This window comes from Sphingomonas paludis (assembly GCF_053502515.1).
Genome location: NZ_CP187558.1, coordinates 134,402 through 155,010, shown reverse-complemented (window position 1 = coordinate 155,010; position 20,609 = coordinate 134,402). Strand labels below are relative to the sequence as shown.

Genomic DNA, 20,609 nt, shown 5'->3' with positions numbered 1-20,609 from the left:
TCAGTCGTTTGAAAATAAAGGTGGACGGCCCATAAGCCCGAATCAGGCAAAAGGAAAGCCGTCCACAGGGCCGTGTTTCACGCCATCCGAGCCCGCCGCCACAGCGGCAGTGCCAGCCGGTCGATCGCCGCGAGCAGGACGAGCGATGCGCCAAGCAGGGGCAGGAACAGCGCAAGCAGGACAGTGATCGCCGTCACGCCGCGCAGCTTCACCGGATCGCGCGGGGCGGGCGGCGCGCCAAGCTGGCCTTTGGGTCGCCTGCGCCACCACATCAGGGTTCCGGTTACCGCCAGCGTGATCAGGCCGAGCGCGGTCAGCACGCCGATCGCCTGATTGATCCGCCCGAACAAATGCCCCTCATGCCAGGCGATGCCGTATCCGACCGCCCGGTCGATGGGATGCTTGTCGGCAAATTGGGATCGGCCGGTTTCAGCGCCGGTTGCCGGATCATAGGTCACGCTGCGCACCATCGGGCGGTTCTGCGTTTCGCTGGTCAATTTCCAGTCGCCGCCATTGGGCGGGCCGAAGCGCTGCTTGGCGCCCGGCGGGATGAGCAGCGCGGGGTGCGGCATCCGTTCCGCCATTGCCCGGTCCAGCACCCGGTCGATGCTCGGCGCGACCGGCTTGGCGGCGGCGGCGCGGAGCATCGCGTCATGGTCATGTTCGGCGTGCAGATCGACGCCGCCCTTCCATTGCTGCGCGCCCTGAACCCAGCCCATCTGGGCACGCACCGCGCGAAAGCCGGTCGCCCAGACATCGGTCCAGGGCAGGGCGGTGAACAACAGGATCAAGGCAAGGCCGGACACCCAGAAGCCAGTCACCGCGTGCAGATCACGCAGCGCCGTGCGCCCGCCCCGATGGAGGCGCGGCCAGACGATGCCCGCCAGCCCCTGTCCACGCGGCCACCACAGATACAGCCCGGTCAGCACCATGACGATCGCCCAGCTTGCGGCCAGTTCGACCATCAGCCCGCCCGGCAGGCCGAGCATCAGTGATCCGTGGAAGCGCGCCACCAGCGCCGACAGCTTGTCCTCCGGGTCGGCGATCCCGATCACGCGTCCGTCCGCAGCGACCGCCACATCTCGCATGCCGCCGCCATTGGCCACGCCGACATGGACCACCGCCGCATCGCCCGGCCGTTCCGGCAGCCGGTAATGGGTGAAGGTCGACCCCGGCACCGCCGCCAGCGCAGCGGCGATGCGGGCGTCGCCGCTGACCGGCGCGCCGACGGGGGGCAGGTCGTGCCAGGCGCGCTCCTGCCACCGGTCCAGGTCTGGCTTGAACAGATAGATGGCACCGGTGACCGACAGCATCAGGATGAACGGCACGACCAGCAGCCCGGCATAGAAATGCCAGCGCCAGATGGTGCGATACAGCCCCGCGCCCATCAGAAACGAGTCCGGATGCCGCCGAACAGCGCGCGCCGCTCGACGGGTTGGTAAATGGCCGATCCTGTGGTGGCCAGCACGACCGCGCTGATGTCGCCGATCGCGCGCTTGTTCGTCAGGTTGCGGGCGTCGAGGAACAGATCGACGCCGCGCGTCACGCTGGCCCCCGCCGTCACGCCGAGCAGGGCATAGGCGGGTGCGCGGGTGGTGTTGTGATAATCGGCAAAGGCCCCTTTCGGCACCCATTCGATGTTTGGCGCGACGTGCAGCGCATCCGTGCCGACCCGCACCTCCCCGCGCAGCATATGCACGGGCACCACGGGCAGGCGATCGTCGCCATATTGCCGGTCGCCATCGAAGCGGAAATCAGACCATAAATAGGTGCCGCGCAGCTGCAGCCAGTCGCTGGGTGCGACCGTCAACCCGGCCTCGACCCCCTGATGCACCGTCCGGTCGGCATTGAAGGTGGCGGCGGGGATGCTCTGATCCACCGTGAATTGCAGCAGCTCGCCGGTCAGGTCCGCCCGGTAATAGCTGACGTCCCATTCGATGCCGTTCAGATTGCCGCGCGTGCCCACTTCCTTGGTCCAGCCGCGCTGTGGGTCCAGATTGACGAAGGTGGTGATCTGACCCAACTCGCTGAAGCCGGGCAGTTCTGCCGACCGGCTGATGTTGCCGTATAGCTGCACTTCCGCGCTCACGTCCAAGAGAACGCCGACCTTCGGGCTGACCTGGCTGAACTCTGCCCGGCCGAACTGGCTGGTGAAGCAGCGGCTGAAGTTGATCTGCTGTTCGCGCCAGCCATCCGTCCACACCACCCCGGCGATCAGGCTGAGCGGATCGACCGGGCGGAAGCGCAACTCACCATAGATATTGCTGGTGCGTGCCCGCTGGTCCGCCTGAAACGTCGGCGCGCCGCGACGGCCATTCACGTTGACGTATCGCTTGGCATCGGTGTCGCCGATGCGGAACTCGCCGCCGAGCGTCAGCTCGAATGGCCCGCGCGCCCATTCCATGCGGGCATAGGCACCGCGATCGAAACTGTCATTGTCGATCACCTCGAAGATCGGGTGATAGAGCTGCTTGTCGTTCATGAAGATGCCGACATTCAGCTTGCCATCGAGTAGCGCCAGCGTCGTTCGGTTCTGGATGCGGATCGAGGTGATGTCGCGGCGCTGGTCGCCGGTGAAATTGCCGCGCGTCGGATCGGTCAGCGCGACCGTGCGGGTCAGCGCGCCGGGCAGCTGCTGGTAAATGGCATTGGCCGAACCGTAGAAGCGGGTGGTCAGGCCGGGAGCAACCTCGATCCCTGCGTTACCGTTGAACCGCACCGAGCGGCGCTTGGCATGATCGCGGTCGCCATCCGATGTATCGCCGCTGACCCCGACCCAGAAATCGCCGGGGCCGGACGTGCCGCCCGCAGTCAGCAGCAGGCGCGCGGTGTTGAAGCTCCCCCCATCGGCGCGAGCATAAAAGCCCTGCGCCTCCGTTCCGCGCGGGGTGATGCCGTTGACCGCGCCGCCCAGCGTGGACGCGCCATAGCGCAGCGCGTTCGACCCGCGAAACACCTGAAGGCTGGAAAAGAAGACCGGGTCCAGTTCCTGAAAATCCCCATTGTCGTCGGCAAGGTTGATCGGCACGCCGTCCTGCAGCAGCGTCAGCCCGCGCATGTGAAAGCCGCGCGAAATGCCGGATCCGCGGATGCTGATCCGAACTTCCTGGCCATAGCGCGGCTGAAGGTAGACGCCGGGCGAAAATGCGAGCGCGTCGCGCAGGGAGATGACGGTCTTGTCGGCATAATCCTGATAGCCGACGGTGTTCGCCCCGCCGGGCGTGCGGGCGGTTTCGCGTTCGGCCTGATCGCGGGCCTCAGGCGCAGTGACGATGATGACCTGAGTATCGGTGTCTTCGACCGCGACGGGATCGGTGGCGGGCGCAGAAAGAGCGGCCGCAAGGGCAAGCATGGAGAGAGACATGGTATTTTCCTGAACGATGAAGCCGACAGGCTCCGTTCGTGCCGAGGCGGGGCAATGCCCCGTCCCGAAGCACAGGCACCCGTCCTTCGTTACGCCGCTTCGCGGATCCTCGGGACGAGCGATGACGGCTCAGTTCAGGATGGGCGGCGCTTGGCTGGGCGGCAGGACGCGCGGGCTTGCGGCACGGCGCAGGACGGGAAGCGCGGCAAAGCCGAGGGCGATGATGAACGCGATAGCCAGCGCCAGCTGGACCGGGTCAGTGCCCGGCAGCATCGGCTGGCCCAGACCGGCAAAGGCACAGGGCTTGTCCGCCGCCGCGCGTTCATCGGATGGCTGTGGCTGATCCATCGGGATGGTGACCGTCAGCCGCGATGGTCCGGTCGCGTTGCAGACCCCGACGCTGAACGACATTGCGCCCGGCTGGGCGGGCATGACCATGTAGCCCGCCGGGACCAGCAACTTCGCGCCGAGCGCGACCAGCATCAGCGCCAAGAACAGGCGCGGGCTGGATGAAAAAAGGGCGCGGAGCGTTGCCACGCCCGCGCCCTTAAAGGCTTCACCCCGGCTTGTCACCGGGGCGAATGGTCCAACTATCAGCCAGCGCCTCCCGCCAGCGCCGCCAACAGCAGCAGGGCGACGATGTTGGTGATCTTGATCATCGGATTGACCGCCGGGCCGGCGGTGTCCTTGTACGGATCGCCGACCGTGTCGCCGGTCACAGCCGCCTTGTGCGCCTCCGATCCCTTGCCGCCATAATGGCCGTCCTCGATATATTTCTTGGCATTGTCCCATGCGCCGCCGCCGCTGGTCATCGAGATGGCGACGAACAGGCCGGAGACGATCACGCCCAGCAGCATCGCGCCCAGCGCCGCGAACCCCTGAGCCTGTCCTGCTACGGCGGTGATGATGAAATAGACCGCGATGGGCGAGAGAACGGGCAGCAATGATGGAACGATCATCTCCTTGATCGCCGCGCGCGTGACGATGTCGACGGTGCGGGCATAGTTGGGACGGCTGGTGCCCGCCATGATGCCCGGATCCCTGGCGAACTGATCGCGGACATCCTCGACCACGCTGCCGGCCGCGCGGCCCACCGCCGTCATGCCGAACGCGCCGAACAGATAGGGGAGCAGCGCGCCGAGCAGCAGCCCGACGATGACGTACGGATTGGACAGGCTGAAATCGACTGTGACGGTGCTGAAGTATCGCTTCAGATCCTCGGTATAGGCACCGAACAGCACCAGCGCGGCAAGCGCGGCGGACCCGATGGCATAGCCCTTGGTCACTGCCTTGGTCGTGTTGCCCACCGCGTCCAGCGCGTCGGTCTTTTCCCGCACGCTGTCGTCCAGCCCCGCCATTTCGGCAATGCCGCCCGCATTGTCGGTGACCGGGCCATAGGCGTCGAGCGCGACGACCATGCCCGCCAACGCCAGCAGCGAGGTTGCGGCAAAGGCGACGCCGATGATCCCGGCCAGCTGATAGGTGGCGATGACCGCGACCACGATCACCAGCGTCGGCAGCGCGGTCGATTCCAGGCTGATCGCCAGCCCCTGAATGACGTTGGTGCCATGGCCGGTCTGGCTGGCATGGGCGATGGACTTCACGGGGCGGAAATTGGTGCCGGTATAATATTCGGTGATCCAGACGAGCAGGCCGGTGACCGCCAGTCCGATCATCATGCACCAGAACAGGTCCCAGCCGGTGAAGCTCTGGCCCGCATCGGCGACGCTGGTGCCCAGCGGCTCCGATGACAGCGTGTCGCTGGCCGCATCCAGGAAGCCTGCGCTTCCGATCGTGGCGGAGAGGTCGCCCAGTGCGTAGCTGGTGATCCACCAGATCGCGGGCACGGCCAGGATCGCGGTGGTCCAGAACCCCTTGTACAGCGCGCCCATGATGTTGGTGCCGCCGCCCAGCCGGACGGCATAGGTGCCGATGATCGACGTGATGATGCACACCCCGCCAACGCCGAGCGGCAGGCTCATCAGCGCGGTGAGTTCCGCGTCGCTGCCGGTGACCAGCAGCGCGATCGACACCATGGTCAGGCCAAGCGTGACTACATAGGTTTCGAACAGGTCGGCTGCCATGCCGGCGCAGTCGCCGACATTGTCGCCGACATTGTCCGCGATGACCGCCGGGTTGCGGGGGTCGTCCTCGGGAATACCCGCCTCGACCTTGCCGACCAGATCCGCGCCGACGTCCGCCGCCTTGGTAAAGATGCCGCCGCCCAGCCGCGCGAAAATGGAGATGAGCGACGCGCCGAAGGCGAGCGCGGTCAGCGCCTCGATGATCTCGCGGTCATTGGGCGCATGGCCGCCCGGCCCGGTCAGATACCAGAAGATGCCGGTGATCGAGAGCAGGCCGAGCCCCGCGACCAGCATCCCGGTGATCGCGCCGGAGCGAAAGGCGAGGGTAAGGCCGCCCTGAAGGCTGCCGCGTGCTGCTTCTGCCGTGCGGACATTGGCGCGAACGGAGATATTCATGCCGACATAGCCAGCGACGCCCGAAAGCACCGCGCCGATGACGAACCCGATGGCCGAAAGCATGCCCAGCGCGGGAACCAGGATGATGGCGACGATGACGCCGACAATGGCGATGGTGCGATACTGGCGGCCCAGATAGGCCTTTGCCCCCTCCTGGATGGCAGCGGCGATATCCTGCATCTTTTCGTTGCCCGCCGATGCGCGCAGCACCTGCTGACTGGTCAATATCCCGTAGAGCACGGCAATCACGCCGCACGCCAGGGCAATCGTCACGATTGACATTGGCATCCATCCCCTCTGTTCGGCCCGCCGGACTCTGTCGGTCCGTGCGTGGTCTGGAACGAAAAGGTATAGGCCGACGCCAATCGGGCGCAAGCGCCGGTTTGGCCGGGCTTATGGGGCGACGGGAACGGTGTCGTACACCACGACCTTGCGCCACAGCGATGCGTTTTCAGCAACGAATTGCTGGTGCACCGGGTCGACCTGATAGCTGTCCTGATCCGCTGCGCTGGCGAAGCTGACCGTCCAGCTGACCTGATAGCTGTTGTCGACAACGTCGCGCGGCGTGCCGGCGGGCTGGCCGATCTGCCAGCTCTTGATCGTGGCGATGCCCGTCATCTTGCGCAGGCCGGCGACCAGCTTGGCCTTGTCCTCCGCGCTGTCGGGATTGTTCAGCCAGAAATAGACGTGATGGATAAACGGCGCCTGCGCCGGGGCATCCGCCGATGCAGCGGCGGGAAACAGGGTGGCGGCAGCCAGGGCAGCGACGCCGGGCAGGGGGGATTTGGCCATGAAACGCTCCATCGTTCGGATGTGAGCGCTCGCATAGCATCCCCCCCGTCCGGATAGCCAGCGCCGTCACCGGCGCTGGCTTTCGACCGGATCAGCCCTGGACGCGCTGCGGGCGGCCGCCACCGCCGCCGCCACGACGGCGATTGCCGCCGGGACGGCCGCCGCGATTTTCTCCGGCGGGTTTCGAACCCGCAGGACGGGCGGCATGGGTGGCACGCGGACGGCGCGGCCCCTGTTCCTGACGCGGACGCATCGGGCGGTCCGGGCGCTCGGCAGGTATCGGGCCGACTCGGCTCGACTTGATCCGCTCCGCCTCGGCCATGAAATTGGCGGGCAGCGGCACGATCTCGATCTTCTGCCGGGTCAGCTTCTCGATACCGCGCAGATAGGCCTTTTCATCGTCGGCGACGAAGCTGAACGCGACGCCGTCCGCCCCGGCACGCGCGGTGCGGCCGATGCGGTGGACATATTGTTCGGCGACATTGGGCAGCTCGAAATTGATGACATGGCTGACCCCGGACACGTCGATGCCGCGCGCCGCGATATCGGTGGCGATCAGGATCTTGACCCGGCCCGCGCGGAAATCGGCCAGTGCCTTTTCCCGCTGCGGCTGGCTCTTGTTGCCGTGGATGGCGTGCGAGACGATGCCGTTCGATGCCAGCAGCTTCACCACGCGGTCGGCGCCATGCTTGGTGCGGGTAAAGACCAGTGCCCGGTCGATCTCGTTCTTCTGAAAGAACAGGGTGAGCAGCGCCTGCTTTTCCTGCTGATTGACGAAGGTGGCGAACTGTTCGACGCGCTCGGCCGTCGAGGCGACGGGCGTCACCTGGACCGTGACCGGATCGGTCAGGAAGCCGTCGGCCAGCGCCTTGATCTCCTTGGGCATGGTTGCCGAAAAGAACAGCGACTGGCGATCGACCGGCAGCATCTTGATGATGCGCTTCAGCGTATGGATGAAGCCCAGGTCGAGCATCTGGTCCGCCTCATCCAGCACCAGGATTTCCAGGTCCGCCAGGCTCATGCAGCGCTGTTCGATCAGGTCCATCAGGCGGCCCGGCGTGGCGACCAGGATGTCGACGCCAGCGGCGGTATCGCGGCGGTTGCGGCCGATCGGCACGCCGCCGAACACGGTGGCGACGGTCAGCTTGGTATATTTGGCATAGGTTTGCGCCGAATCGGCGATCTGGCTTGCCAGCTCGCGCGTCGGCGCCAGCACCAGCATCCGGCAGCGCATCGGCTTACGCCGGATATTGGCCTTCACCAGATTGTCGATCGACGGCAGCATGAAGGCCGCCGTCTTGCCGGTGCCGGTCTGCGCGATGCCGAGCAGGTCGTTGCCGGCGAGCAGCGGCGGGATCGCCTGTGCCTGGATCGGGGTCGGCGTGTCGTAATTCTTCTGCGCGAGCGCATCGAGGACGGACTTGGAAAGCCCGAGCGACTGAAAGGTCATGTGATTCCTTGAAACGAAATACAGCGTCCCTCCCGGATGCGGGGATCGCACGCGGGAAAAGGCTGGGTGTCAACAACGTGACGACCCGCGTGACTAGGGAAGCCGGTGGACAACGCGGGCGAGCCTGAACTGCCATAAGGGCGGTTCGATCACGCTGCAGAAAGCCTGCGTTGCATTGCGGCATATGTGCGGATGTGCCGCGAAAGTCAATCCGTTGGAGCAATATCGAGTGCGACCGTCAATCTTTCGCCGGCCGAAACCGGCCGAGTGCCGTGGTAGAGGAAACTAGGAAACAGCACCAACGTGCCCGGTTGCGGCTGAACGATGGCGACCGGCGGCACCGCGAGCGGAAGGTCGGCGGGCGCTCGGCCAAGCTCCAGCCAGCCATCGGTCGAGCCCGGATCGTCCATTGCGGGCACGGCGATGTGGCAAGCCGAACTCAGCACGCCATGATCGTGCAGATGGCTGACATGATGGCCGCCACCCGTCAGACGGATCGACCAGCTTGCCGTGATCGTCCAGTGCCGGTCGCGGTGACGAAGCAGCGGATGGGACGGATCGGCGGGGGGCAGCGCAGCCCGATACGCGTCGATCGCGACGCTGATCCGATCGAACAGCGCGCGGATCTCCGGCTCGCCGCGCTCGGCCAGCGCGCCTCGCGTCTGCGTTCCCGCCCGAACGCTCTGGCCGATCGGCGGCAGCGCGTCGTGGTGCAGCTTTCGCAGGCATCCGGCCAGCCCGCTCAGCGTCGCGGCGTCATCCAGCAGCGGCATTCGGCGGATCATCGTATCGGGCCGCATCAGCCAGTCGTGGCGCGAATCGCCGACGGCGCGCCAGGACAGTTCGGTCAGCGCCCAGACGGCGGGATTGTCAGGCTCGCTCTGGCGCGAGCGCGCGAGCCAGGACTCGGCAACGGCTGGATCGCCCATCCGCAGGGCGTGGCGCCCGCGATCGGTCCAGGCCTCGGCCATCGCTTCGGGCAGGCTGGCGAGTAGGGTGCCCGCGCGCTCCGTCTGCCCCGCCGCACCGGCATGGCGCGCCTCGATCAGCCGAAGCGGGGCGACATCTCCGCCCGTCCGGCGCAGCCGCAGGGCCACGTCCGCCGCCTCTGCCGACCGTCCCGTGCCGGCCATCAGCCGCATCAGCCGCATCCAGAGCCCGCCGTGCCGGGGGAGCCTGCCAAGCGCCTGATGGATCATCGCCAGATACCCGTCGCGATCTCCCATCGCCCAGGCAAGCTCCGCGCGCGCGACATGGCCGTCCAGCCAGTCAGGCGCAGCGAAGAGCATCGCGTCGATCCGTGCCAGCGCGTCGGGGCGGCGCGCCTGGGCAGCCAGGACTGCATCGGCGATCAGCAGCGCGCCGTCTTCGGGATGCGTGCGCAATGCCTCGGCAACCCGTTGTGCCGCATCGCCAGTCCCGGCGGCATAGGCCCGCAGGGCGCCAGCTCTGATATCCGCATCGCTCATGCCGGTCGTCAAACCGGTTTCCGCTGCGCAGTGCAAGCCGACCCGGTCCGGTCCCAAAAATCTTGACTTTTCGGGGTCGGGGGGATTATTCCACGCACTTTCCCGACACTCTGGTCGTTTTGAAGGAAGCGTTTCATGGCGCGCGTTACCGTCGAAGATTGCGTCGACAAGGTTCCCAACCGGTTCGATCTGGTCCTGCTCGCGGCCCAGCGTGCGCGCCAGATTTCGGGTGGTGCAGAGCTGACCCTGGACCGGGACCGCGATAAAAATCCGGTCGTCGCGCTGCGTGAAATCGCCGAGGAGACGATTCGGCCCGATCATCTGGAGGATTCGCTGGTCGGATCGCTGCAGAAGGTTCAGGTCGACGACGAGGAAGCGCCGGACGAAATCGGCAACCTGGCCAGCACCGCAGAGGCGCTGCGCCTGACCGCCGCCGCGCCCGCCCGCAACCAGAATGTCGGCGGCGATTACGACGGCTGATCCGCCCGGATCAACCGGATACAGGACCCCCGCTTCGGCGGGGGTTTTTGTTTGCCCATCGCCGAAACGGGGCGTTCAGTCCCCGGTTTCGGATCGGCCCTTGAACCCTTGAGCCACCAGATACCATTCGACCGAGCCCTTGCGGCTGGCCGGGGGCTTTGCGTGTTTCACTGTCGCGAAATTGCGCTTCATTTCCGCCACCAGTGCCGAATCCGCGCCGCCCGCAAACACCTTGACCACGAACGTGCCGCCGGGGACCAGGGTGCTGACCGCGAAGTCGGCCGCGATCTCGACCAGCGCCATGGTGCGCAGCGCATCCGTCTGTGCATGGCCCACCGTATTGGCCGCCATGTCCGACACGATCAGGTCCGGCGCACCGCCCAGCGCATCGATCAACCGGCCGGGTGCGGCGTCATCGGTAAAGTCCATCTGGAAAATCGTGACGCCGTCGATCGGGTCGACCGGCAACAGGTCGATGCCGACGACCACCGCCTTCGGCACCTGACGCCGCACCACCTGAGCCCAGCCGCCGGGCGCGATGCCAAGGTCGACCACCCGCCGGGCGCCTTTCAGAAAATCGAACTTCTCGTCCAGTTCGATCAGCTTGTAGGCCGCACGGCTGCGATACCCCTCTGCCTTGGCCCGCTTGACATAGGGGTCGTTCAACTGCCGCTCCAGCCAGCGCGTTGATTGCGCCGATCGGCTGCGGGCGGTCTTGACCCGTTGATGCCCGCCGCGCGTTCCGAACCGGCTCATGCGCGGTCTCCATCGATCAATCGTTTCAGGATACCCTCGCGGATGCCGCGATCGGCAATGCCCAGCCGCGGGGCGGGCCAGATGTCCAGGATCGCCTCCAGGATGGCACATCCAGCAACGACCAGATCGGCACGTTCCTGGCCGATACACGGCACGGTCGCGCGCTGGGCCAGGTCCATGCCCGCCAGCCGCGTGCTGATCTGTCGCATGGCATCGGCGGGCACGATCAGCCCATCGACCTGCGCCCGGTCATAGGCGGCCAGGCCCAGATGCACGCTGGCCAGCGTGGTGACGGTACCGCTGGTGCCCAGCAGGCGGACTGGCACCGATTGCGGCGGCATGGAACGGTCGGACAGCCGGCTGGCAAAGGCGGCGAAATGTTCGGCGGCCACAGCCTTCATCCGGGCATAGGCGACCGCATGGCCGCCGCCCGTCCGTTCGCCATATGCCTCGGTCAGCGAAACGACGCCCCAGGGGGCTGAATGCCAGTCCAGCACGCGCGGCACCGGTTGGGCGGCGTCGATCAGCACCAGTTCGGTCGACCCGCCGCCGATATCGAACACCAGCGCAGGGCCATCGCCCGGTTCCAGCAGGCCATGGCAGCCAAGCACGGCCAGACGGGCCTCTTCCTCGGCGGAAATGATGTCGAGCCGGATCCCGGTTTCCGCCTGTACCCGCTGGATGAACGCGGTTCCGTTGGCCGCCCTGCGACAGGCCTCGGTCGCGACCGAACGCGCCAGCGTCACCTGTCGCCGCCGAAGCTTGTCCGCACAGACGCGCAGTGCCGCGATGGTTCGCTCGATGGCGGCATCGGACAGCCGGCCGGTCGCCGCCAGCCCCTCGCCCAGCCGGACGATGCGGGAAAAGGCATCGACGACGACGAATCCCGCCCCCTGGGGCCGGGCGATCAGCAGACGGCAATTGTTGGTGCCCAGGTCCAGCGCAGCATATAATCGGGGGTGATGGCCGCGCGCCCGCTGCGCGCCTTGCGCATCGCGGGGCGGCGGCATGGCCTGCCGACGGGTCGGCGTCGGGGCGGTTTGTTCCCCCATGACGAAACACTCACTTATCGTTCTTCCGTCACGGCGACACGCCGTTCGGTGCTTGCGATCAAGGTAGCGAAGCGCAGCGGTGGCGGCAAGCGGAACGCCGGTCGGCATTGACAGGGTGAAATGCCGGACCTATCTGCGCCCGACGATTGCCCGATCCTCTAATGGTAAGAGAGCGGACTCTGACTCCGTCAATCAAGGTTCGAATCCTTGTCGGGCATCCATTCCTTCCGCTGCTGTCTCTCGGTCCCGCGTTGAACGGCTGATGCGTCACGGGGTGCGATCGTGACTGCAATCTTCGCAATTGCACAATAACGGCGGAATGGCCCAGATGCGGCGCGGGGAGACTCGCGACATGCTGCATTTCGAGCTGATTCCGTGGTGGATGCTGCCCGCTTTGGGGTGCCTGGCAATTGCCCCGCTTCTCTACCGGATCGGTCGAATGGTCATCGATCGACAGCGCCTGGCCGATCACCGGCGGACGCGGCGGCGTGATCTGGCCCGCCACCGCGCATGGAACTGGATCATGGGACGGCGGACGCTGCAGCTGACCGATCAACGGCAGCCGCAGCGAACCGGCAAAGGCTGAGTTTTCCGAGAAGGTTTTGGGCTGCGACGATCAGGGGGCTGCCGGATGCGGCATCGCCTGAGCCAGCGTCAGACCGAACCAGCCTCGATCGTCCTGCCACTCGCGGATCGGCGTCCATCCGCCAGCCGACAATAGCACCCGAGCGTCACGAAGCCCATATTTGTGGCTGTTTTCGGTGTGGATCGTATCGCCAGCGCGCATGGAAAAGGATTGGCCGGCGACCGAGAAGCTCAGGTCGGCCATCGCCTCCAGATGCATTTCGATCCGCGAACGGGCATCGTTCCACAAGGCCTTGTGCCGGAATGCGTCCACCGGAATCGTGCCATCCAGTTCGCGGTTGATGCGGGTCAGTAGATTGAGGTTGAACGCGGCCGTCACCCCCTGCGCGTCGTCATAGGCAGGCACCAGCACGTCGGCCGGCTTGGTCCGGTCGATGCCGATCAGCAACCGCGCGCCTTCTCCCAGCGACTGGCGCATGGTCCGCAACAAGTCGATCGCAGCCGACGGGGTCAGGTTGCCGATGGTCGACCCGGGGAAAAAGCCCAGCTTCGGCAGGTCGGCAATGGCGCGCGGCAACGGCACCGGCTGCATGAAGTTCGCCTCGACCGGGAAAACGCCGATGCCGGGAAAGGCGCTGGCAATGCCGTCAGCGGATTCGCGCAGAAAATCCCCGGAAATGTCGATCGGGACATAAGCCGCGGGATCGACATGACGCAGCAGGATCGGCGTCTTGGCGGACGAACCCGATCCGAATTCGACGATCGCGCAACCGATCCCCTTCAGCGCGCGCAGCTCCGGTCCGGCCTGTTCCAAAAGCGCCGCCTCGGTACGCGTCGGATAATATTCCGGAAGCTCGGTAATCGCCTCGAACAATTCCGATCCGCGATGATCGTAAAACCACCGGGCCGGTATCGCCTTTTGCTCGGTGGAAAGACCCGCAAGCACATCGGCGCGGAAATGCGGATCGATGGTGGCGGTGGGACGGGCAGGGGCCTGCGCGGTATGATCGGTCCACATCGGATTACAGATCCTTGGCAAGGCGCAGGCCGGTAAATTGCCAGCGCTGGTGGGGATGAAAGAAGTTTCGGTAACAGGCGCGGACATGGCCGCGCGGCGTCGCGCAGCTGCCGCCGCGCAGGACGAACTGGCCGCTCATGAACTTGCCATTATATTCGCCGACCGCACCCTCGGCTGCTCTAAAGCCGGGATGCGGGCGATAGGCGCTGCCCGTCCATTCCCAGACATCGCCGAAAAATGCTGGACCGCCCCGTGCCGGACGCGGCTCGGCCGGACCGGCGCGGTTGAGCAGGTTGCCGACCATCGGATCATGGCCGCTGGCCGCCGATTCCCATTCCGCCTCGGTCGGCAGCCGCGCGCCCGCCCAAGCGGCATAAGCGTCGGCTTCGTAAAAGCTGATATGCGTGACCGGCGCTGCAGGATCGAGCGGACGGCGGCCGTCTAGGCCGAACCGGGTCCAGGTGCGCCCTTCGCGTCGCCAGTACAGGGGGGCCTCAACCTGATGTGCCTGCACCCACGCCCACCCGTCCGACAGCCACCAGCGCGGCGTATCATAGCCGCCATCGGCGATGAAATCGGCCCATTCGCCGTTGGTGACGGTCCGGTCGGCAAGCGCATGGGGAGCCAGATGCACGCTGTGGCGCGGCCCTTCGCAATCAAATGCAAAGCCCCTGCCGTCATGTCCGATTTCGACCAGCCCGGCATGACCCGGCATCCAGTTGACGGGGCCTGGCATGCCCACGGGCTGTTTGGGGTCGCCCTGCCACAGGGCCGGTTCCAGCGGGTTTTGGGCAAAGAGGTGCAGGATGTCGGTCAGCAGCAGTTCCTGATGCTGCTGTTCGTGGTGACAGCCCAGCTCCACCAAAGTCAGCGCATCCGCGCCGAGTGATGGCAGCGCATCGACCAGGGCCGCATTCACCGAACGGCGCCAGTCCAGCACCTCTGTCAGGGTCGGGCGCGTGATCAGCCCGCGATTGGGCCTGGCGTGGCGCGGCCCTTCGGCTTCGTAATAGCTGTTGAACAGAAACGGATAGCGTTCGTCGTACAGGCGGTATCCCGGCACATGGTCGCGCAGGACAAAGGTTTCGAAAAACCAGGTCGTGTGGGCCAGATGCCATTTGGCGGGGCTGGCATCGTCCATCGACTGGACGGTGGCATCGGCATCGCTCAGCCGTTCGACCAATGCCTCTGACAGGGAGCGGACGGCGGTCAGTCGCTCGGCCAGCGGGCCAATGGCCGACGATCGTGCCAATCCTTCGTGCATCCATTGCCCCCGTGCATCCTGGGGTTCGTTCGCGCTGCCGATCGGGTTACCGACAACATCAGGGGACGCCGCACGAACAGTCGATCAAGTCGTCTGTGACGCCCCCGGTATCCACAAAACGTCGCTGGCGCCATTTTGGTTCATCATTCGTGCAAGAACGAACAAAAGATCCGACAGCCGGTTCAGATAGGCCAGCGCGTGAGGGTTCAGGCGGTGGACATCGGCCGCCGCGACCGCAGCCCGTTCCGCCCGGCGGGCAATGGCTCGCGCCAGATGCAATCCGGCCGCGGCGGGATTGCCGCCCGGCAGGATGAAGCTGTTCAGCGCGGCGAGATCGGCGTTAACGGCATCGATCATTGATTCGAGCCACGCGGGCTGTTCCGCGACGATACGCAGCATGGCACCGGGTGCCTCATCGTCTGCCAGCGGGGTCGCCAGGTCTGCGCCCAGATCGAACAGGTCGTTCTGCACCCGCTCCAGCATCGCACGGATCGTCGGCGGCATGCCGGTGGCGGTCATCGCCAGCCCGATCGCGCTGTTCGCCTCGTCCACCTCTCCGATGGCATTCAGCCGTGCGTCATGCTTGGCGACACGCGACCCGTCGACCAGCCCGGTCGTGCCGTTGTCACCCGTGCGGGTGTAGATCCGATTCAGCTTGACCATGTCGCCCCCGTCGCGCCGTGGCTCAGGTCCGGCCCGCGGCGAACAGGATCACCACGACGATCAGGACCGCCAGCGCCTGAAACATCACGCGCGCCTGCATCATTTTGTTCGACTGAACGCTGGAACGGGCGGGTCCCTCTCCCTTAAGCTCCGCCTCGGTCGTGCGTAGAAACGCGATGATGCCGCGAACCAGCGCGACAACGGTGGCGATCATCGCCGCGACGAGCAGGAGGATTAGGAACGTTTGCATGGCCGTTATCTAGGCATCCAGAAACCGAAAACCAAGCGGCAGTCGGCCGGCCAGCAACATTTGCGCAAGCGAGTGACCGTCCATCCCCGCCGCGCGCAGATCGGCGAGCGATGCCGCCCGTTCCCGCTTGGCCAGCCGCCGCCCGGCCGCGTCGCCGATCAGGTGATGGTGGCAGTAATCGGGAACCGGCAGGTCCAGCAAAGCCTGAAGCAAGCGGTGGACATGCGTGGCATCGAACAGGTCGCGTCCGCGCACCACCAGCGTCACGCCCTGTGCCGCGTCGTCCAGCGTGACCGCCAGGTGATAGCTGGCCGGCGCATCCTTGCGCGCCAGCACCACATCGCCGAACAGCCCGGGCCGGGCCGCGATCCTGCCCGCATGCCGATCGTGCCATTCCAGGCGCCCGGCGCGATCCATGGCGGCTGCCACGTTCAGCCGCCAGCTATGGGCATCGCCCCGTGCGATCCGCTCGGCCCGTTCGGCCGCCGAACGGCTGCGGCAGGTGCCGGGATAGACGGGTCCGTCCGGACCGTGCGGCGCGGACAGGCTGGCCGCACTCTCGCGCGCGATTTCCGCCCGGGTGCAGAAACAGGGATAGAGCAGGCCCGCCGTCCGCAGCCTGTCCAGCGCAGCCGCATAACTGTCCAGCCGCCGCGACTGGAACCAGACCGGCGTTTCCCAGCCAAGGCCGAGCCAGGCCAGGTCGGTGAAGATCGCATCAACCCATTCCTTCCGGCTGCGCCCGCCATCCAGATCCTCGATCCGCAGGATGAACCGGCCGCCTGCTGCCCGCGCCGCATGGTCGGCCGTTACCGCCGACAGCGCATGGCCAAGGTGCAGCGCACCGGTGGGGCTGGGGGCAAACCGGGTGACCACAGACTTATCCACAGATTCCTCAACAAGTTCGGGTTGACCCGGCCAAAGCGGCCATGCTGTCATAGTGCCGTCATGCTTTCCGGCGAAAGGGTGACGCGCATGGTGAGGGAGACAGGATGTTTCATCCCGATCTGATCCGGCATCCCGACGGATGCCCCGCGCTGGTGCTGAATGCGGACTATACCCCGCTCAGCTATTATCCGCTGAGCGTCTGGCCGTGGCAGACAGCGATCAAGGCAGTGTTCCTGGAACGGGTCGACATCGTCGCCCAGTATGAACGCGAAATCCGCAGCCCGACCGCCCGGATGCGGCTGCCGTCGGTTATCGCGCTGAAGCAATATGTGAAACCGTCGCAATTTCCGGCTTTCACGCGGTTCAACCTGTTCCTGCGCGACAAGTTCGAATGCCAGTATTGCGGCAGTCCAAGGGATCTGACGTTCGACCACGTTGTGCCGCGCGCCCAGGGCGGGCGAACGACCTGGGAAAATGTCTGCACCGCCTGCGCCCCGTGCAACCTGAAGAAAGGGGGGCGGACGCCGAAGCAGGCGGCGATGCCGCTGCGCATCGCGCCCATCCGCCCGACCAACTGGCAATTGCAGGAACATGGCCGCCGGTTCCCCCCCAATTACCTGCACGACAGCTGGCATGACTGGCTGTACTGGGATATCGAGCTGGAGGCATAGCCCGCCATCGGCCACCCCGGCCGCATGACCGGCGATCCGCATCGTTCATTGCGATGACAGCGGCTGCGCGGTATCGCATTGGCCTCGCTGGCCGGAACCATTGGGGGGCGATCCGCATGATGCCGATTGTTGCCCGGAATGCCCGGCACCGCCCGATGCTTGTCGAAGCCGTATTGCTCGGATAAAACACCCCGTCATGTTCAAATGGTTTCGCAAGCCGGCAGTGCCCGACCCGATCATGCCCGGCGCGGAGTTCGATCCCGCGGGCCGGGCGTCGCCGCAGGCGCAGCTGCCGGCCATCCGCAAGCGTCGATGGGTGACGTGGCGCAACCTGTCGCGGGCGGCCGGCCTTGGCCTGTTTCTGGTCGTGCTGGCCATTGGCTGGCTGGCCTTCACCGCCCCACTGTCCAAGTCGCTTGAGCCGCCAGTTCCGCCGTCGATCACCCTGTTGTCGGCCGAAGGAACGCCGATCGCCCGGTCGGGTGCGCGGATCGAGGATCCGGTGGATGCCGCCGCGCTGCCCGAACATGTCGTCAACGCGTTCCTGGCCATCGAGGATCGCCGGTTCCGGTCGCACTGGGGCGTAGACCCTCGCGGCATCCTGCGCGCGGTCATCCACAACAGTTTCAGCGACGGCCGGTCGCAGGGTGCCAGCACCATCACCCAGCAATTGGCAAAGAACGCCTTCCTCAATTCCGACCGCACCTTTACCCGCAAGGCGCGCGAGGTGCTGATCGCATTTTGGCTGGAGGCGTGGCTGACCAAGGACGATATCCTGTCGCGCTATCTGTCGAACGTCTATTTCGGCGACAATGTCTATGGTCTGCGGGCGGCCGCACGCCATTATTTCAGCCGGTCGCCGGAGCGGCTGACCACTGCGCAGGCGGCCATGCTGGCCGGGCTGGTCAAGGCGCCGTCGCGGCTGGCACCGACATCCAATCTGGCCGGTGCGCGCGAGCGCCAGTCGGTCGTGGTCGGCGCGATGGTGGACGCCGGGTTCCTGACCCAGGCGGAGGGCGATGCGGTTCAGCCGGCGCGGCTGCGGGTCGAGCGATCCGATACGCTGCCCACCGGGACCTATTTCAGTGACTGGGTTCTGCCAGAGGCGCGGGACCGCGCCGGCGGCGTCGAAAACGGCGTCGAGATCAAGACCACGCTGGAAACGCGCATCCAGCGCGCGGCCGAGGGCGCGGTGCGATCCGCACGGCTGACCAAGGCGCAGGTGGCGATCGTCGCGATGCGCCCCGATGGCCGGGTGGTCGCAATGGTCGGCGGCAAGGATTACCGGGCGAACCAGTTCAACCGCGCCACCGCCGCCAATCGCCAGCCGGGCAGCACGTTCAAGCTGTTCGTCTATCTGGCGGCGCTGCGGTCGGGCATGCGTCCCGATGACCGGGTGGAGGATACGCCGCTGACCATCGCCGGGTGGAGCCCCAAGAATGACGGCGGGCGCTATCGCGGCAGCATGAGCCTGGAGGGGGCGTTTGCCTGGTCCAGCAACGTCGCTGCCGCGCGCCTGACCAACGAGGTGGGGCCGCGCGCCGTGATCCGGGCGGCCCGCGACCTGGGCGTGACCACCCCGATCCCGGCGGAGGCGACCATCGCGCTGGGTACGCCGTCCGTGTCGCTGCTTGAACTGACCGCTGCCTATGCGGCGATCGCGGCCGGGGAATATCCGGTGAAGCCGCGCGGTCTTGCGGAAACCGGAGAGGCGGGATGGCTCGACCGGCTGACGGGCGGGCGGCGATCGATCGGCTCGCGCGAACTGGAGGATATGCGCCAGCTGTTGCGGGCGGTGGTGGACAAGGGGTCGGGCAGCGCGGCGCGCCTGCCGGTGCCGGTTTACGGCAAGACCGGTACGACCCAGGACAATCGCGACGGCTGGTTCATCGGTTATGCCGAAGGACTGATCGTCGGCGTCTGGCTGGGCAATGACGACAATTCACCCAATCCGGGGCTGTCGGGCGGTGGACTGCCCGCACGGCTATGGGCCGATGTGATGCGTCGTGCCGTCGACCTGCCGGAGGATGAGCCCGAGCTGGTCAACGAAACCGACGGGTTCGATCTGGGCAATGAGGTCGATGCGATCGAGGATGAACTGGGCATGCCCGGCCCCGGCGAACCGGTGTTCGATGCCCAGCTGGGCGATGGCACCAGCGTCGTGATCGACCGCGACGGCGGCGTCGATATCGTCCGGCCCGAGGACCGTCGCCAGCAGCAGCGCCGCGAGGCCCCGTTCCAGCTGGATCTGCGCGGCCCCCGTGCCCCGCCGCCGCGCGGGGAACCGGAGCCGGAAGGGGAATAGCCAGGCGATTGACGGGCGGCGGCGCGGGCGCTTAGGGCGTGCGCCACGGCCCGACCCTGTGCGTCGGGTGATTTTCGCTCGGCATGCGGGATGTGGGTGCCGCTGAAAGGCAGACTGGATGCGCTTTTTTTCCGACAATGCCGCGCCCGCCTGTCCCGCCGTGATGGACGCGATCGTTCGCGCCAATGTGCAGGACACTGCCTATGACGGCGATGCGATCAGTCAGGCGTTGGATGCCCAATTTTCCGCGCTGTTCGAAACCGAGGTCGCGGTGCTGTGGGTGGCGACGGGGACGGCGGCCAATTGCCTGGCGCTGGCGGCGATGTGCCCGCCCGACGGCGGCGTCCTGTGCCACCGCGAGGCGCATATCGTCGTGGATGAGGCGGGCGCGCCCGAGTTTTTCACGCATGGCGCGCGGTTGATGCCGGTCGACGGCGATGGTGCCAAATTGACGCCGGATGCGCTGATCGCTGCCCTGGCGGCGATCCGGCCGGACGTGCATCAGGTGCAGGCCCATGCCATTTCCATCACCAACGCGACCGAATGGGGCCTGTCCTATTCGCTCGACGAGGTAGCTGCGATCGGGGCGGTGGCGCGGGACCATGGGCTTGGCCTGCACATGGACGGTGCGCGCTTTGCCAATGCGATCGTCCATCGCGGTTGTTCGCCGGCCGATGCGACCTGGCGGGCGGGCGTCGATGCACTCAGCTTCGGCTTCATCAAGAATGGCGGCATGAGCGCGGAGGCGCTGGTGCTGTTCCGGCCCGACCTGGCGGCGGGTGCCCGGCGGCGGCGCAAGCGGGCGGGCCATCTGCAGTCCAAGGGTCGCTATCTGGCGGCGCAGTTGCTGGCGATGCTCGACGATGACGTGTGGCTGGCCAATGCGCGGGCCGCCAATGCCGGGGCGGCGATGCTGGCCCAAGCGGCGGGCGGGCGGTTGATCCATCCGGTCGAGGCCAACGAGGTGTTCCTGCGCCTGACGGCCGATGAAGCCGCCCTGCTGCGCGGGCAGGGATTCGATTTCTATGACTGGGGGCCGGGCGAGGCGCGGCTGGTGGTCGGCTGGGACCAGGACGCCGCCGCCGTCCGGCCGCTGGCAGCCGCGATCCAGGCATTGTGAGC

General features: G+C 66.5%; 19 protein-coding genes and 1 tRNA gene. 6 read left to right on the top strand and 14 right to left on the bottom strand.

The features are described 5' to 3' along the window. Positions 1–77: 77 nt before the first annotated feature. The 7 genes from ACPVPU_RS00710 to ACPVPU_RS00680 form a co-directional block, all read right to left on the bottom strand. Complete coding sequence (locus ACPVPU_RS00710; protein ID WP_448658997.1) at positions 78–1,388, bottom strand: PepSY-associated TM helix domain-containing protein; 1,311 nt, start codon at positions 1,386–1,388, stop codon at positions 78–80. Next, entirely contained in the window at positions 1,388–3,364 is a 1,977-nt protein-coding gene (locus ACPVPU_RS00705) for a TonB-dependent receptor family protein (protein WP_448658995.1), read from the bottom strand. The genes ACPVPU_RS00710 and ACPVPU_RS00705 overlap by 1 nt, the downstream gene beginning before the upstream one ends. A 129-nt stretch (positions 3,365–3,493) precedes the next feature. Then, positions 3,494–3,901, bottom strand: coding sequence for a hypothetical protein (locus ACPVPU_RS00700; RefSeq protein WP_448658994.1), 408 nt, complete (start codon positions 3,899–3,901; stop codon positions 3,494–3,496). 56 nt (positions 3,902–3,957) lie between these two features. Further along, on the bottom strand, positions 3,958–6,126 hold the full coding sequence (locus tag ACPVPU_RS00695) for a sodium-translocating pyrophosphatase (protein WP_448658993.1): 2,169 nt from the start codon (positions 6,124–6,126) through the stop codon (positions 3,958–3,960). Between the two features lie 111 nt (positions 6,127–6,237). Then, positions 6,238–6,636 (bottom strand): Dabb family protein, encoded by a 399-nt coding sequence (locus ACPVPU_RS00690; protein WP_448658991.1) that lies wholly within the window; start codon positions 6,634–6,636, stop codon positions 6,238–6,240. 91 nt (positions 6,637–6,727) lie between these two features. Continuing rightward, entirely contained in the window at positions 6,728–8,086 is a 1,359-nt protein-coding gene (locus tag ACPVPU_RS00685) for a DEAD/DEAH box helicase (RefSeq protein WP_448658989.1), read from the bottom strand. A gap of 206 nt (positions 8,087–8,292) precedes the next feature. After that, positions 8,293–9,555: a 2OG-Fe(II) oxygenase family protein gene (locus tag ACPVPU_RS00680; RefSeq protein WP_448658988.1), complete on the bottom strand. Its 1,263-nt coding sequence runs from the start codon at positions 9,553–9,555 to the stop codon at positions 8,293–8,295. Positions 9,556–9,690: 135 nt separating this feature from the next. Between ACPVPU_RS00680 and rpoZ the strand changes: the two genes are divergently transcribed. Next, on the top strand, positions 9,691–10,035 hold the full coding sequence (gene rpoZ / locus ACPVPU_RS00675; RefSeq protein WP_448658987.1) for a DNA-directed RNA polymerase subunit omega: 345 nt from the start codon (positions 9,691–9,693) through the stop codon (positions 10,033–10,035). A gap of 75 nt (positions 10,036–10,110) precedes the next feature. Here rpoZ and ACPVPU_RS00670 read toward each other — a convergent pair whose 3' ends face one another. Both ACPVPU_RS00670 and ACPVPU_RS00665 read right to left on the bottom strand, forming a co-directional pair. Further along, positions 10,111–10,791 carry an RlmE family RNA methyltransferase gene (locus ACPVPU_RS00670; protein ID WP_448658986.1) on the bottom strand — a complete coding sequence of 227 codons (681 nt, stop codon included), beginning with the start codon at positions 10,789–10,791 and terminating at the stop codon, positions 10,111–10,113. Next, the gene (locus ACPVPU_RS00665) at positions 10,788–11,801 is read right to left on the bottom strand and encodes a Ppx/GppA phosphatase family protein (RefSeq protein ID WP_448660560.1); all 1,014 of its coding nucleotides are present in this window, start codon (positions 11,799–11,801) and stop codon (positions 10,788–10,790) included. The genes ACPVPU_RS00670 and ACPVPU_RS00665 overlap by 4 nt, the downstream gene beginning before the upstream one ends. A gap of 189 nt (positions 11,802–11,990) precedes the next feature. Between ACPVPU_RS00665 and ACPVPU_RS00660 the strand changes: the two genes are divergently transcribed. Beyond that, positions 11,991–12,064, top strand: a tRNA-Gln gene (locus ACPVPU_RS00660). 98 nt (positions 12,065–12,162) lie between these two features. Then, positions 12,163–12,429: a hypothetical protein gene (locus ACPVPU_RS00655; protein ID WP_448658985.1), complete on the top strand. Its 267-nt coding sequence runs from the start codon at positions 12,163–12,165 to the stop codon at positions 12,427–12,429. A 30-nt stretch (positions 12,430–12,459) separates the two neighbouring features. Here ACPVPU_RS00655 and egtD read toward each other — a convergent pair whose 3' ends face one another. The 5 genes from egtD to gluQRS form a co-directional block, all read right to left on the bottom strand. Further along, positions 12,460–13,446: an L-histidine N(alpha)-methyltransferase gene (egtD, locus tag ACPVPU_RS00650; protein WP_448658984.1), complete on the bottom strand. Its 987-nt coding sequence runs from the start codon at positions 13,444–13,446 to the stop codon at positions 12,460–12,462. A 4-nt stretch (positions 13,447–13,450) separates the two neighbouring features. After that, positions 13,451–14,710, bottom strand: a complete 1,260-nt coding sequence (egtB, locus tag ACPVPU_RS00645; RefSeq protein WP_448658983.1) for an ergothioneine biosynthesis protein EgtB — start codon at positions 14,708–14,710, stop codon at positions 13,451–13,453. Positions 14,711–14,794: 84 nt separating this feature from the next. Continuing rightward, positions 14,795–15,373: a cob(I)yrinic acid a,c-diamide adenosyltransferase gene (locus ACPVPU_RS00640; RefSeq protein ID WP_448658982.1), complete on the bottom strand. Its 579-nt coding sequence runs from the start codon at positions 15,371–15,373 to the stop codon at positions 14,795–14,797. Between the two features lie 22 nt (positions 15,374–15,395). Continuing rightward, the gene (locus tag ACPVPU_RS00635; protein WP_448658981.1) at positions 15,396–15,623 is read right to left on the bottom strand and encodes a twin transmembrane helix small protein; all 228 of its coding nucleotides are present in this window, start codon (positions 15,621–15,623) and stop codon (positions 15,396–15,398) included. Between the two features lie 9 nt (positions 15,624–15,632). Continuing rightward, on the bottom strand, positions 15,633–16,511 hold the full coding sequence (gluQRS, locus tag ACPVPU_RS00630; protein ID WP_448658980.1) for a tRNA glutamyl-Q(34) synthetase GluQRS: 879 nt from the start codon (positions 16,509–16,511) through the stop codon (positions 15,633–15,635). A 104-nt stretch (positions 16,512–16,615) separates the two neighbouring features. On the opposite strand from gluQRS, the gene ACPVPU_RS00625 reads away from it, so the two are divergent. The 3 genes from ACPVPU_RS00625 (at position 16,616) to ACPVPU_RS00615 (ending at position 20,607) form a co-directional block, all read left to right on the top strand. Then, positions 16,616–17,182, top strand: coding sequence for an HNH endonuclease (locus tag ACPVPU_RS00625; protein ID WP_448658979.1), 567 nt, complete (start codon positions 16,616–16,618; stop codon positions 17,180–17,182). Positions 17,183–17,378: 196 nt separating this feature from the next. Then, positions 17,379–19,487 carry a transglycosylase domain-containing protein gene (locus ACPVPU_RS00620; protein WP_448658978.1) on the top strand — a complete coding sequence of 703 codons (2,109 nt, stop codon included), beginning with the start codon at positions 17,379–17,381 and terminating at the stop codon, positions 19,485–19,487. A gap of 118 nt (positions 19,488–19,605) precedes the next feature. After that, positions 19,606–20,607: a threonine aldolase family protein gene (locus tag ACPVPU_RS00615; protein ID WP_448658977.1), complete on the top strand. Its 1,002-nt coding sequence runs from the start codon at positions 19,606–19,608 to the stop codon at positions 20,605–20,607. Positions 20,608–20,609: the final 2 nt, after the last annotated feature.

Bases quoted from the DNA above. Each gene is read 5' to 3' on its own strand.
- ACPVPU_RS00615 (WP_448658977.1), top strand. From the start codon at position 19,606: ATGCGCTTTTTTTCCGACAATGCCGCGCCCGCCTGTCCCGCCGTGATG.
- egtD (WP_448658984.1), bottom strand. From the start codon at position 13,446: ATGTGGACCGATCATACCGCGCAGGCCCCTGCCCGTCCCACCGCCACC.
- ACPVPU_RS00680 (WP_448658988.1), bottom strand. From the start codon at position 9,555: ATGAGCGATGCGGATATCAGAGCTGGCGCCCTGCGGGCCTATGCCGCC.
- ACPVPU_RS00655 (WP_448658985.1), top strand. From the start codon at position 12,163: ATGGCCCAGATGCGGCGCGGGGAGACTCGCGACATGCTGCATTTCGAG.
- ACPVPU_RS00705 (WP_448658995.1), bottom strand. From the start codon at position 3,364: ATGTCTCTCTCCATGCTTGCCCTTGCGGCCGCTCTTTCTGCGCCCGCC.
- ACPVPU_RS00685 (WP_448658989.1), bottom strand. From the start codon at position 8,086: ATGACCTTTCAGTCGCTCGGGCTTTCCAAGTCCGTCCTCGATGCGCTC.
- ACPVPU_RS00690 (WP_448658991.1), bottom strand. From the start codon at position 6,636: ATGGCCAAATCCCCCCTGCCCGGCGTCGCTGCCCTGGCTGCCGCCACC.
- ACPVPU_RS00635 (WP_448658981.1), bottom strand. From the start codon at position 15,623: ATGCAAACGTTCCTAATCCTCCTGCTCGTCGCGGCGATGATCGCCACC.
- ACPVPU_RS00670 (WP_448658986.1), bottom strand. From the start codon at position 10,791: ATGAGCCGGTTCGGAACGCGCGGCGGGCATCAACGGGTCAAGACCGCC.
- rpoZ (WP_448658987.1), top strand. From the start codon at position 9,691: ATGGCGCGCGTTACCGTCGAAGATTGCGTCGACAAGGTTCCCAACCGG.
- ACPVPU_RS00625 (WP_448658979.1), top strand. From the start codon at position 16,616: ATGTTTCATCCCGATCTGATCCGGCATCCCGACGGATGCCCCGCGCTG.
- ACPVPU_RS00695 (WP_448658993.1), bottom strand. From the start codon at position 6,126: ATGTCAATCGTGACGATTGCCCTGGCGTGCGGCGTGATTGCCGTGCTC.
- ACPVPU_RS00640 (WP_448658982.1), bottom strand. From the start codon at position 15,373: ATGGTCAAGCTGAATCGGATCTACACCCGCACGGGTGACAACGGCACG.
- ACPVPU_RS00665 (WP_448660560.1), bottom strand. From the start codon at position 11,801: ATGCCGCCGCCCCGCGATGCGCAAGGCGCGCAGCGGGCGCGCGGCCAT.
- egtB (WP_448658983.1), bottom strand. From the start codon at position 14,710: ATGCACGAAGGATTGGCACGATCGTCGGCCATTGGCCCGCTGGCCGAG.
- ACPVPU_RS00620 (WP_448658978.1), top strand. From the start codon at position 17,379: ATGTTCAAATGGTTTCGCAAGCCGGCAGTGCCCGACCCGATCATGCCC.
- ACPVPU_RS00710 (WP_448658997.1), bottom strand. From the start codon at position 1,388: ATGGGCGCGGGGCTGTATCGCACCATCTGGCGCTGGCATTTCTATGCC.